General features: G+C 59.0%; 11 protein-coding genes and 1 pseudogene. 7 read left to right on the plus strand and 5 right to left on the minus strand.

The features are described 5' to 3' along the window. On the minus strand, positions 1-1728 hold a 1728-nt coding region (gene secA, locus ACIOVB_RS14370; RefSeq protein ID WP_401268644.1), incomplete at its 3' end, for a preprotein translocase subunit SecA. 307 nt (positions 1729-2035) lie between these two features. On the opposite strand from secA, the gene ACIOVB_RS14375 reads away from it, so the two are divergent. Next, a complete protein-coding gene (locus ACIOVB_RS14375; protein WP_187678089.1) occupies positions 2036-2491 on the plus strand; it encodes a DUF721 domain-containing protein in 456 nt (151 codons plus the stop codon). Between the two features lie 92 nt (positions 2492-2583). Here ACIOVB_RS14375 and ACIOVB_RS14380 read toward each other — a convergent pair whose 3' ends face one another. Next, on the minus strand, positions 2584-4062 hold the full coding sequence (locus tag ACIOVB_RS14380; RefSeq protein WP_401268647.1) for a helicase HerA-like domain-containing protein: 1479 nt from the start codon (positions 4060-4062) through the stop codon (positions 2584-2586). Positions 4063-4250: 188 nt separating this feature from the next. Between ACIOVB_RS14380 and ACIOVB_RS14385 the strand changes: the two are divergent. The 5 genes and pseudogenes from ACIOVB_RS14385 to ACIOVB_RS14405 form a co-directional block, all read left to right on the plus strand. Next, positions 4251-5282, plus strand: a pseudogene (locus tag ACIOVB_RS14385) (cache domain-containing protein); the annotation flags it as partial. A 93-nt stretch (positions 5283-5375) separates the two neighbouring features. After that, a complete protein-coding gene (locus ACIOVB_RS14390) occupies positions 5376-6140 on the plus strand; it encodes a methyl-accepting chemotaxis protein (protein ID WP_370872677.1) in 765 nt (254 codons plus the stop codon). 174 nt (positions 6141-6314) lie between these two features. Continuing rightward, on the plus strand, positions 6315-7427 hold the full coding sequence (locus tag ACIOVB_RS14395; RefSeq protein WP_401268648.1) for a glycosyltransferase family 4 protein: 1113 nt from the start codon (positions 6315-6317) through the stop codon (positions 7425-7427). Next, the gene (locus tag ACIOVB_RS14400; protein WP_401268651.1) at positions 7420-8196 is read left to right on the plus strand and encodes a DUF2334 domain-containing protein; all 777 of its coding nucleotides are present in this window, start codon (positions 7420-7422) and stop codon (positions 8194-8196) included. The genes ACIOVB_RS14395 and ACIOVB_RS14400 overlap by 8 nt, the downstream gene beginning before the upstream one ends. Then, positions 8193-9191 (plus strand): YbhN family protein, encoded by a 999-nt coding sequence (locus ACIOVB_RS14405; protein ID WP_401268653.1) that lies wholly within the window; start codon positions 8193-8195, stop codon positions 9189-9191. The genes ACIOVB_RS14400 and ACIOVB_RS14405 overlap by 4 nt, the downstream gene beginning before the upstream one ends. Here the strand turns inward: ACIOVB_RS14405 and ACIOVB_RS14410 are convergent. Together ACIOVB_RS14410 and purU are read right to left on the minus strand one after the other, a co-directional pair. Next, positions 9175-9351 (minus strand): hypothetical protein, encoded by a 177-nt coding sequence (locus ACIOVB_RS14410; protein ID WP_401268656.1) that lies wholly within the window; start codon positions 9349-9351, stop codon positions 9175-9177. The genes ACIOVB_RS14405 and ACIOVB_RS14410 overlap by 17 nt on opposite strands. 86 nt (positions 9352-9437) lie before the next feature. Continuing rightward, positions 9438-10286: a formyltetrahydrofolate deformylase gene (gene purU / locus ACIOVB_RS14415; protein WP_187678095.1), complete on the minus strand. Its 849-nt coding sequence runs from the start codon at positions 10284-10286 to the stop codon at positions 9438-9440. Between the two features lie 339 nt (positions 10287-10625). On the opposite strand from purU, the gene mvaT reads away from it, so the two are divergent. After that, on the plus strand, positions 10626-11003 hold the full coding sequence (gene mvaT, locus ACIOVB_RS14420) for a histone-like nucleoid-structuring protein MvaT (protein WP_007933316.1): 378 nt from the start codon (positions 10626-10628) through the stop codon (positions 11001-11003). A gap of 98 nt (positions 11004-11101) precedes the next feature. On the opposite strand, the gene sbcB is transcribed toward mvaT, so the two are convergent. Continuing rightward, on the minus strand, positions 11102-12532 hold the full coding sequence (sbcB, locus tag ACIOVB_RS14425) for an exodeoxyribonuclease I (protein WP_401268659.1): 1431 nt from the start codon (positions 12530-12532) through the stop codon (positions 11102-11104). Positions 12533-12571: the final 39 nt, after the last annotated feature.

Below are 12571 nucleotides of genomic sequence, written 5' to 3' on the forward strand. Positions count from 1 at the left end.
GCCGGCACGGCCACGCAGCAGGTTGTCGATACGACGGGATTCGTGACGCTCGGATGCAATCACCTGCAAACCGCCGGACTCCAGCACTTGCTGGTGACGCTTCTGCCAGTCGGCCTTGATCTGGGCGATCTGCTCAGGGGTCGGGTCTTCCAGCGATGCGACTTCCACTTCCCAGTTACCGCCCAACAGGATGTCGGTACCACGACCGGCCATGTTGGTGGCGATGGTCAGTGCGCCCGGACGACCGGCTTGCGCGATGATCTCGGCTTCTTTTTCGTGGAACTTGGCGTTCAGAACCTTGTGTTCGATGCCTTCCTTCACGAGCAGTGCGGACATGTGCTCGGAGGTTTCGATGGTCGCAGTACCCACCAGCACCGGACGGCCAGCGGCCATGCTTTCCTTGATGTCCGTCACGATCGCCGCGTACTTCTCTTCGGCTGTCAGGAATACCAGGTCGTTGAAGTCTTTACGCGCCAACGGCTTGTTCGGCGGAATGACCATGACTTCCAGACCATAGATCTGGTGGAATTCGAACGCTTCGGTATCGGCCGTACCGGTCATGCCGGACAGCTTGGTGTACAGACGGAAGTAGTTCTGGAACGTAGTCGATGCCAGGGTCTGGCTCTCGGCCTGAATGTTCAGGTTTTCCTTGGCCTCGATGGCCTGGTGCAGACCTTCGGACAATCGACGGCCCGGCATGGTACGGCCGGTGTGTTCGTCGACCAGCACGACCTGACCGTCCTGCACAATGTATTCAATGTTGCGATTGAACAGCTTGTGCGCACGCAGACCGGCATAAACGTGGGTCAGCAGGCCCAGGTTATGCGCCGAGTACAGGCTCTCGCCCTCAGCCAGCAGGCCGACACGGGTGAGCATGTCTTCGATGAACTGGTGACCGGCTTCGTTGAGTTCGACCTGACGGGTCTTCTCGTCGACAGTGTAGTGGCCAGCCTTGGTGACTTCGCCTTCGACTTCTTCGACGTGCAGTTCCAGCTGCGGGATCAGTTTGTTGATCTCCATGTACAGCTTGGAGCTGTCCTCGGCCTGACCGGAAATGATCAGCGGGGTACGCGCTTCGTCGATGAGGATGGAGTCGACTTCGTCGATCACGGCAAAATTGAGTTCGCGCTGGAATTTTTCTTCCATGCTGAACGCCATGTTGTCGCGCAGGTAGTCGAAACCGAATTCGTTGTTGGTGCCGTAGGTGATGTCGGCGGCGTAAGCGAGACGCTTCTCTTCCGGCGGCTGGAACGGCGTCACGACGCCGACGGTCAGGCCGAGGAATTCATACAGCGGGCGCATCCAGTTGGCGTCACGGCGGGCCAGGTAGTCGTTCACCGTCACAACGTGCACGCCCTTGCCGGACAGTGCGTTGAGGTAAACACCCAGGGTAGCCACGAGGGTTTTACCCTCACCGGTACGCATTTCGGCGATTTTGCCTTCATGCAAGGTCATGCCGCCGACGAGTTGCACGTCGAAGTGGCGCATACCCATGATGCGCTTGCCGGCTTCGCGGGCGACCGCAAAGGCTTCTGGCAACAGCTTGTCGAGGGTTTCCCCTTTGGCGATGCGGGCCTTGAACTCATCGGTCTTGGCGCGCAATTGATCGTCCGAAAGGGCCACCATTTGCTCTTCGAAGGCATTGACGAGCTGCACCGTCTTGAGCATGCGTTTGACTTCACGCTCGTTCTTGCTTCCAAAAAGTTTCTTTAACAAAGGCTCAAACATATCGGCAGGATCTTCCACACTAACGGGATGGAGGGCGGCCCCGTGAGTCGCCCGTGCAGCCCTCATGGCCGCATGCGAACGAGCATTCTACCCGGAAACGGTGGTGAGGAAAGTGGCGATGTTCCACGATGCTGGCACTGCGCTTTGACGGGGCTCACTTAAAATAGGGGCGTTTTGCTCAACTTCAAGTCGTACGCAAAAGAAGTTAGTCGTTGATTTAATGGGCAAAGCAGGGGCAAAAGCAATGGGCGAGTGAATTCGGTGCTTTCTGCTACCATGGCGCCTCTGTACTTTCAGGTGTTCGATCATGGCGTTTCGCCCTCTTACGGCCAAAGCACCCGCCGTTTTGCTACGCGAAGCCAAGCCGCTCAAAGCCATCCTCGGCCATGCCCAACGACTGGGCCATCTGCAACGCCTGCTCGAAAGCCAACTGCAACCCGCCGCCCGCGAACATTGCCATGTGGCGTCGTGGCGTGAGGGCAGTCTCCTGTTAATTGTCACCGATGGTCATTGGGCCACTCGCCTGCGCTATCAGCAAAAGCGCTTGCAACGGCAATTGCAGATGTTCGACGAGTTCGCCAGCCTGACGCGGATTCTGTTCAAGGTTCAACCACCGACGGTTCAGCGTGGAGCAACCGGGCATACGATGGATCTTTCAACGGATGCAGCGGCGACCATTCAGGCAACGGCGGACGGGATCAGTGATCCGAATCTGCGGGCGGCGCTGGAGCGCCTTGCGGCGCACGCCAAAGCCAAGCCCTGAAAAGATCGCAGCCTGCGGCAGCTTCTACAGCTGGAATGCATCCCCTGTAGGAGGTGCCGCAGGCTCGGGCCGCGATCGGACGATCTTTGCTTTTAGCGGCGTTTGCTGCCTCCGAGCAGCGAACCCATCAGGCCACGCACCAGTTGCTTGCCCAGGTTGTTGGCCGCTTGACGCATCGCCGACTTCAGCGCCTGCCCTGCCGCGGTACCCAGGAACTCGCCAGCCCTGTCCGCCAGACTCGGTTCTTGAGTAGCTGCCGGCGCTTCAGCCTCCGGGGCCAACCCTTTACGCCCCATCAGGATTTCATAAGCCGACTCCCGATCGATCGGTTTGTCATAGCGCCCCTTGAACGGCGATCCGGCAATCAGCATTGTTCGCTCGGTTTCGGTCAACGGCCCGATCCGCGATTGCGGCGGTGCGACCAACACGCGCTGAACCATTTCCGGCGTGCCTTTCTCGGCAAGCGTACCGACCAACGCCTCACCGATCCCAAGCTCGGTCAGCACCGACAGACTGTCGAACGCCGGATTAGGCCGAAACCCATCGGCCACGGCACGCAGGGATTTCTGTTCTTTGGCGGTAAACGCCCGCAAGCCATGCTGGATACGCAACCCCAACTGTGCCAACACGTCATCCGGCAAATCCGTCGGCGATTGGGTGACGAAATACACACCCACGCCTTTGGAACGGATCAACCGCACCACCTGCTCCAGCCGCTCCTGCAACGCCTTTGGCGTATCGCCAAACAACAAGTGCGCCTCATCGAAAAACAGCGCCAGCAGCGGTTTATCGGCATCGCCGCGCTCCGGCAACTGCTCGAACAGTTCGGCCAGCAGCCATAACAGAAACGTCGCATAAACCTTCGGCGCCTCGTGTACCAGACGGCTGGCATCGAGCAGATGAATGCGCCCACGGCCATCGGCAGCGGGTTGCAGGATGTCTTCCAGTTGCAGCGCCGGCTCGCCAAACAAGGCTTCGGCACCCTGCTGCTCCAGCGTTGCCAAGCGGCGTAACAGTGCCTGACTGGAACCGGTGGTCATCAGCGCGGCGTCTTCGCCCAACAGCTGTGGATTGTCCTTGAGGTGATTGAGCAGCGCTTTCAGATCCTTCAGATCCAGCAACAACAGGCCTTCGCGATCGGCGACCTTGAACGCCGCATAGAGCGCCGACTGCTGACTGTCGGTCAGCTCGAGCAGGCTGCCAATCAGCAGCGGCCCCATTTCACTCAACGTGGTGCGCAGTGGATGACCGGACTGACCGTGAATGTCCCACAAGGTCACGGGATAAGCCTGCGGTTTGTAATTGAGCCATGGCATGCCGGCGATGCGCTCGGCGACCTTACCCTGCGGGTTGCCGGCAGCACCGAGGCCGCACAGATCTCCCTTGATATCAGCGGCAAACACCGCGACGCCCGCGTCGCTGAAGGCTTCGGCCAGACGTTGCAAAGTCACGGTCTTACCGGTGCCGGTCGCGCCGGCAACCAGTCCATGTCGGTTGGCCAGGCGCATGGCCTGGGCTATCGGTTGCCCCGCGAGATCGGCGCCGATTACGAGTTGCGATGAGTCAGGCATTTTGTCACCCAATGGTTAATCTTTAATTCGCGATGGCCGATAAATAAAGGCGTGAACCTGACTGAAAAGTCGGGTCGGACATTTCCCTAAGGAGAGACGGAAATATCAGCTTTTTTCACCCTTGCCCATATTGAGCGTCTTTATAAAAGCACGCCCAGGACATTAAGACCTTAGCGGAACCCCAAGCCATGAACAAAAACCTGCGCTTCAGCCATAAAATTTTGCTTGCCGCCGCCCTCATCGTCATCGCCGCTTTCGCCTCGTTCACGCTGTACAACGACTGGCTACAGCGCAACGCAATCCGCGATGACCTGAACAACTATCTCAACGAGATGGGCGAGGTCACCGCCGACAATATCCAGACCTGGCTCAATGGCCGCATTCTGCTGGTCGAGAACGCTGCCCAGAACATCGCCATCAACCCGGAAGCGACCAATGTCGCCAGCCTGCTGGAACAGAAGTCCCTGACCTCGACATTCATGGCGACCTATCTGGGCGATGCCACCGGCCACTTCACCATCCGCCCGGACGTGAAGATGCCGGACGGTTTCGATCCACGCGTTCGTCCTTGGTACAAAGGTGCCGAGAGCAGCAGCACACCGACCCTGACCGAACCGTACATCGACGCCGCGACCGGCCAGTTGATCATCTCCATCGCCACCGCCTCGAAAAAGGCCGGTCAGAGCGTTGGCGTGGTCGGCGGTGACTTGAGCCTGCAATCACTGGTCGACACCCTGGCCGCCCGGGATTTCGACGGCATGGGTTATGTGTTCCTGGTCAGCGCCGACGGCAAGATCCTCGTGCACCCGGACAAAGCCCTGGTGATGAAATCACTGAAGGAGGCCTATCCGCAGGACACCCCGCGCATCAGCAGCGACTTCAGTGAAGTCACTGTCGATGGCAAGACCCGCATCGTCACTTTCGCCCCGATCAAGGGCCTGCCGTCGGTGAACTGGTACATCGGCCTGTCGGTGGACAAAGACAAGGCGTTCGCGATGCTCAGCGAGTTCCGCACCTCGGCAGTAATCGCAACGGTGATTGCCGTGGCGATCATCATTGCCCTGCTCGGCATGCTGATCCGCATCCTGATCCAGCCGCTGCATGTCATGACCCGCGCCATGGAGGACATCGCCGATGGCGAAGGCGACCTGACTAAGCGCCTGACCATCGTCAATAACGATGAATTCGGTGTACTCGGTACCGCGTTCAACCGTTTCGTCGAGCGTATTCATGGCTCGATCCGCGAAGTGTCGTCGGCCACCGGGCAGGTTAACGAAGTCGCCCTGCGTGTGGTCGCGGCGTCGAACTCGTCGATGTACAACTCCGATCAGCAGGCGTCGCGCACCAGCAGTGTCGCCGCCGCGATCAACCAACTTGGCGCCGCCGCCCAGGAAATCGCCCGCAACGCCGCGCAAGCCTCGAACCAGGCCAGCGACGCCCGCGGCCTCGCCGAAGACGGCCAGCAAGTGGTGGATCGCAGCATCAAGGCGATGAATCAACTGTCGAGCATGCTCAGCGCGTCGAGCAGCAATATCGAGTCGCTGAACAGCAAAACCGTGAACATCGGGCAGATTCTCGAAGTGATCACCAGTATTTCCCAGCAAACCAACCTGCTGGCGCTCAACGCGGCGATTGAAGCCGCGCGTGCCGGTGAGGCCGGGCGCGGATTTGCCGTGGTGGCGGACGAAGTGCGTAACCTCGCCCACCGCACCCAGGAATCGGCGCAGCAGGTACAAACCATGATCGAGGAGCTGCAAGTCGGCGCCCGGGAATCGGTGAGCACCATGAGCGACAGCCAGCGTCACAGCCAGGACAGCGTGGAAATCGCCAACCTGGCGGGCGAGCGCTTGAACAGCGTGACCCAACGCATTGGCGAGATCGATGGGATGAACCAGTCGGTGGCTACGGCGACCGAGGAACAAACCGCCGTGGTCGAGTCGATCAACGTCGATATCACCGAGATCAATACGCTGAACCAGGAAGGGGTGGAGAACCTGCACGCGACATTGCGTGCCTGTTCGGATCTGGAACAGCAGGCTTCGAGGTTGAAGCAGTTGGTGGGCAGCTTCCGCATCTAAAAATCTAAAGATCGCAGCCTTGGCAGCTCTTGCAGTTGGAATGTGTTTTCCCTGCAGGAGCTGCCGCAGGCTGCGATCTTTTCGCATCGACCCTACCCCGCGCAATCCCGACCGAACATCTATTCTGGATAAAGGTCAACCAAAGGAGAGCAACGCTGCGGAGGGACGATCACCGTGCATATCGCCGACATCACCATGTTCTACGCCCCGGCCAGCGGTGGCGTACGTACTTATCTGGATGCAAAACACCGTCGGTTGAGCGTCAAGCCCGGGATTCGTCACAGTTTGCTGATCCCCGGCGCGCATTTCGGTGAACACGATGGCGTTTACACGGTTCCCGCCCCCGCCCTGCCCTTCGGCAAGGGCTACCGCTTTCCGGTACGCCTGGCTCCTTGGAGAAATGTTCTGCAGGATTTGCAGCCCGATCTGATCGAGGTCGGCGATCCGTATCTCACCGCGTGGGCAGCTCTGGATGCCCGGCGGCAGCTGGACGTGCCGGTGATCGGTTTCTATCACTCGGACTTGCCGCTGTTGGTCAGCAACCGCATGGGGCATTGGGTCACGCCCAACGTCGAGGCCTATGTCACCAAGTTGTATGGCAACTTCGACCGGGTTCTCGCGCCCAGTCAGGTGATGGCTGACAAGCTCACAGGCCTGGGCGTGCGCAACGTCTTCGTACAGCCGTTGGGCGTTGATCTGCAAACCTTTCACCCCGGCGCCCGCGACCCGGACTTGCGGGCCGAATTGGGCATTGCCGAAGACGTCCGCCTGCTGATCTTCGCCGGGCGCGGTTCGAAAGAGAAAAACCTGCCGGTCTTGCTCAAGTGCATGCAGCGCCTTGGCTCGCGCTATCACTTGTTGCTGGTCGGCTCGGCGATGCCGGCCGCAGTGCCGGACAACGTCAGCGTCATTGATGAGTTCTGCCCGGCACCGACCGTGGCACGCCTGATGGCCAGTGCCGATGCGTTGTTGCATGCCGGCGATCAGGAAACCTTCGGTCTGGTGATCCTCGAAGCGATGGCCAGCGGTATTCCAGTGGTCGCTGTGGCGGCCGGTGCGTTCGAAGAAATCGTCACTGAGTCCTGCGGTCTGCTGTGTGCGCCGAACAATCCCCAGGCCATGGCCAATGCCGTGCGGGAATTGTTCAGTCGCGGCAGCGTGAAACTCGGCCAGCAAGCACGCCAGCATGTCGAACGGCATTACGCCTGGGACACGGTGGTCGACAGTCTGCTCAGTCACTATCACTCCGTCCTCGGCCATGGGATTCCACGGGTGGCTAATGGCTGACTCGCTCAATCGGCCCGCCGTGTTGCTGGTGCTGCACGACGTGGCCCCCTCGACCTGGACGGATTACCGACCCTTTGTTGAAGCCGTCGATGCTTTGGGTGACGTGCCAATGACCTGGCTGGTGGTGCCGAATTTTCATCGCCACAACAACCTCGATGCTCACAAGGACTTTCGCCGGCTGCTGAGCGCACGCGTCGCCCGCGGCGATGAGTTGGCTCTGCACGGTTACTTTCACGACGACCAGGAGCCAGGCCCGACCACGCCGCGCGATTGGTTCATGCGGCGCATTTATACCCATGAAGGCGAGTTTTATCACTTGTCTCGCGAAGCCGCTCTCGCCAGACTGCGCGCCGGCATTGACCTGTTCCGGCGTTACGACTGGCCGCTGCAGGGTTTCGTCGCCCCCGCCTGGCTGATGAGCGACGGCACACGGCAGGCCCTGCGTGAACTGCCGCTAAGCTACACCAGCGACCCGCAGCATCTTTATCGTTTACCGGACTTCACCTCGATCGATGCGCCGGGGCTGGTCTGGAGCGCCCGCAGTGCATGGCGTCGCGGCCTGTCGAAGATCATCAGCGACCAGCGTGAACAGCTCTGGCGCCAGGCGCCGGTGATTCGGCTAGGCTTGCACCCGGTGGACATGCGCCACGAATTCTCCCGCCATTACTGGCTGAACACTCTCGAACGATTGCTGAATGAAGGACGAGTACCGATGACCAAAGTGAACTGGCTCGCCCAACAGCGCGGTCAACAGGAACGCGCCGCATGAGTCGCGGCATTGTGTTGTTGATCGGCCTGCTCGCCGCAGTGCTGATCCCGCTGCTGCTCGGTGGCAGTGAAATCTGGTCGCGCCTGCAAAGCTTTCCGCTGCAATGGCTGCTGATCATGTTCGGCATGATCCTGCTGTGCTGGGGCATCAACACCTTGCGCCTGCGTTTGTTGCTCGGTGATCAACGGGATCGCGTCACGCCGATGAAAAGCCTCGGCGTGGTCATGGCCGCCGAATTCGCCTACTGCGCGACACCCGGCGGTAGCGGCGGGCCGCTGACGATCATGGCGTTGCTGGCCCGCAGCGGCGTACGCCCGGCCCGGGGCAGCGCGGTGTTTGCCATGGATCAGTTGAGCGATTTGTTGTTTTTTCTCTGCGCCCTTAGCGGGATTCTGATTTACGCACTGTTCCAACACCTCAGCGATCGCATGGAATGGCTGCTGATCGTCAGCGCGGTGTCGCTGTTCGGCGGTTTGTGCAGTTGTGTACTGCTGGCGCGCTACCACCGCCAACTGATTCGCCTGAGCGGACGGCTGCTGGCTCGAATGAACGTGCGCGCCAGCACCCGTCGCCGCTGGGCACGCAAGCTGCTGCATTTTCTTGCCGCGTTCATCGATACGCTGAAGTTGCCTTGGCAGACCTTGAGCAAAGTCTTCGCCCTGACCTGCGTGCACTGGCTACTGCGCTATAGCGTGCTGTATCTGGCGCTGCGTGGGCTGGGGGCGGATTTGCAGTGGGCGTGGAGTTTTCTGGTGCAGATGCTCTCGCTGGGCGCCGGCCAGTTCAGCCTGCTGCCGGGCGGCGCAGGTGCCGCAGAATTGACCTCGGCGGCGCTATTGGCACCGATGGTCGGCAAATCCACTGCCGCGGCGGCGATTCTGATCTGGCGGGTGGTGACGTTCTACTTTTATCTGGTGGTGGGCGGGCCGGTGTTTCTGCTGATGCTCGGACGGCCGCTACTCAGAAAGCTGCTGAAGGTCAGGCAGGCTTCTTAGGCTCGCTCTGTTCATCCTTGAGTTGCTCCCACAACTCGGCAGCGCCGGGAAACTCCGTCCCGTCGTCTGGACTCAGGTCATCCGGGTCATACCGACTCAAACAGCCCTCGCCCAATGTCGCGGGTGCTTTGGAAGTGGCTTTGTCCAGTGGATCGCTCATCTGCATGTCCTCTGATTCTGAAACGGCGAAGGGCTTGGGCGATTCAACGCCCAAGCCCTTCGTTTTTCAAGCATGAAGTGATTCGATCAGAACACTACAGTCTTGTTGCCATGTACCAGCACACGATCTTCGAGGTGATAACGAAGGCCACGCGCCAACACCATCTTCTCGACGTCACGACCGAAACGCACCATGTCTTCGATGCTGTCGCTGTGGCTGACGCGGACAACGTCCTGCTCGATGATCGGACCGGCGTCCAGCTCTTCGGTCACGTAGTGGCAGGTCGCACCGATCAGTTTCACGCCACGCAGGGAGGCCTGGTGGTAAGGCTTGGCACCGACGAACGACGGCAGGAAGCTGTGGTGAATGTTGATGACCTGGTGCGCGTATTCGCGGCACAGCGCCGGCGGCAGGATTTGCATGTAGCGCGCCAGCACCACCACTTCGGCATCGTGTTGTTTGACCAGACGCGACACTTCGGCGAAGGCCGGTTCCTTGTCCTGCGGATTGACCGGGACGTGGTAATAAGGAATGCCGTGCCACTCGACCATGCTACGCAGATCGTCGTGGTTGGAAATCACGCAGGAGATTTCGCAATCCAGTTCATCGCTGTGCCAGCGGTGCAGCAGATCGGCCAGGCAATGGGATTCGCGGCTGGCCATCAGCACCACGCGCTTTTTCTGCTCGGTGTCGGTGATGCGCCAGTCCATCGAGAACTCTTCGGCGATCGGTGCAAACTTCTCGCGCAAGACTTCAATACCGAACGGCAGCGAATCGGCACGAATTTCGTGACGCATGAAGAACCAACCGATCTGATTATCCGAGTGGTGGCTCGCTTCGGTGATCCAGCCATTATGGGATGCCAGAAAATTACTGACTTTGGCAACAATGCCAACGCGGTCCGGGCAAGAAATCACCAGCCGAAAAGTGCGCATGAGGGGGAAACTCCAGAACTTCGCAAAGGCCGCCATTCTAGCGACTGCGCAGCAAAACTGCAGTATTGATGAGCTCGGGGGCGTTCGCCCCACCCCGGCGTACAGCTTTTTGACGGGGACAACCGTCAACGGGACGGCGATTCGGAGGTACTGCTAGATCAGATAACTGTGAGTATCTGTGATGACTGCATCACACTATTTAACCGAACATTCAATTTGCCGCTAATTCTTGTAACTAATTTAAATAAAAACCCCGGTTAAATGTTTACTTGATGAAACAGCCTGACTATTATTGCGGCACTGTCCCCTGCCACTCAGCACTCTACTAAGGTAGTAATCATGTCCTTGATCAACGAATATCGCGCCACCGAAGAAGCTATCAAAGAGCTGCAAGCCCGTTTGAAGAACCTGTCGCAAGACGACAAACTGCAAACCGAGCTGGAATTCGAAGGCAAACTGCGCACCCTGATGGGCGAATACTCCAAATCCCTGCGTGACATCATCGCCCTGCTGGATCCAGAATCCAAAACCAAGGCTCCACGCGGCGGCGCAGTAAAAACTACCGGCACCAAGCGTGCTCGCAAAGTTAAACAATACAAAAACCCGCACAACGGCGAAGTCATCGAAACCAAAGGTGGCAACCATAAAACTCTGAAAGAGTGGAAAGCCAAGTGGGGCGGTGACGTGGTTGAAGGCTGGGCTACCCTGCTGGGCTAAGCCGCAACGCCTGCCGCAGACTGATCTGCGGTGAAAAAGAAACGCCAGCGAATGCTGGCGTTTCTTTATGTCCGGAATTAACCCGGTCATGTTCGATTTCAAAGATTCAAACGTTTGCGTAATGCCTGGACATAATTCTGCCATTCATTGAGCACCGCACTCTGCACCGGCGTCGCACTAATCGCCCATTTCTCTGCGGCCTCTGTAAAAGATGTCAGGGTATTTGGAGCCCCCCATTCAGGCGCGGACAAACGCTGCTGACAAAATATTCGCCAACGTTCCTGCTCTTCAAAATTCAAGGTGTCGGGAAAGTTACGCGCTCGATATCGAAAGAGTAATTCAGGCAAACGTTCATCATCGAAAGGCCATTGCTCTTGCGCTAATTGCGCAGGATCGGCCGTTCTCACTTGCTCACATAGACGTCGGTCGCGGTCACCGATAAATCCGTCGTACAACTGTTGTTCCGGATCCTCGCTCGGGGTGAAGTCTTCGCTGGCATAAATCGCCGCAACTTTATCTTTCCAAACTTCTTGTGCGTCAGTTAGTCGCAGCGCTCGGTCCTGATAAAGCGCCATGTCCAGCCCCAGTCTCTGCTGATCTTGCGCACGCAATACCGACAGTGGCGCCACCACCGGGCAACGATTGATATGAATCAGTTTGAGCGGCACCGGCAACTCACCTTCCAGCAAATCGTCACGGCGGGTGTACAGGCGCTGGCGCAGGGTCTGCGCATCGAGATCGAGCAAGCCCTGGGGATCCAGATGCAGATCGCAGATGATCAAGGCGTTGCGGTTCTTCGGATGCCAGGCCAACGGCAGCACCACGCCGACATAACTGCGCGCCGCCGAGAAGCGCCCGGAAATGTGCACCAGCGGCTGCAACAGACGAATCTGATCCATGACCTTTTGCTTGCTGCGCAACTGGAACAACCAGTCATACAGTTTTGGCTGCTTCTCGCGGATCAACCGCGCCAGCGCGATGGTCGCGCGCACGTCCGACAAGGCCTCGTGGGCGTGGCCATGATCAATATTGTTCACGGCCGTCAGGCGCTCGAGCTTGAGCGTTACCCGACCTTCGTCATCGGTCGGCCAGACCAGCCCGTCCGGACGCAGTGCATACGCGGCGCGGACCACATCGATCAGATCCCAGCGACTGTTGCCACCCTGCCATTCACGCGCGTATGGGTCGAAGAAATTGCGGTACAAACTGTAGCGCGTCATCTCGTCGTCGAACCGCAACGTGTTGTAACCGGCGCCGCACGTACCGGGAGCCGCCAGTTGTGCATGCACCCGGGTCATGAAATCGGCCTCGCTCAAGCCCTTGTCGGCGAGCTGGCTCGGAGTAATGCCAGTGATTACGCACGCCGCCGGATGCGGCAGGATGTCTTCGCTGGGTTGGCAGTAGAGATTGACCGGTTCATCGATTTCGTTGAGGTCATGATCGGTGCGAATCCCGGCGACCTGCAGCGGGCGGTCGTTGCGGGGATTGATGCCAGTGGTTTCGTAGTCGTACCAAAAGATGGAAGTCACGGGCGGTTCCTGAACTGAAGATCGGCGAAGTCTAGGCGT

Origin of the sequence: Pseudomonas sp. NPDC087639 (genome assembly GCF_044743385.1) — a bacterium.
In the GTDB taxonomy this organism is placed as follows: Bacteria; Pseudomonadota; Gammaproteobacteria; order Pseudomonadales; family Pseudomonadaceae; genus Aquipseudomonas.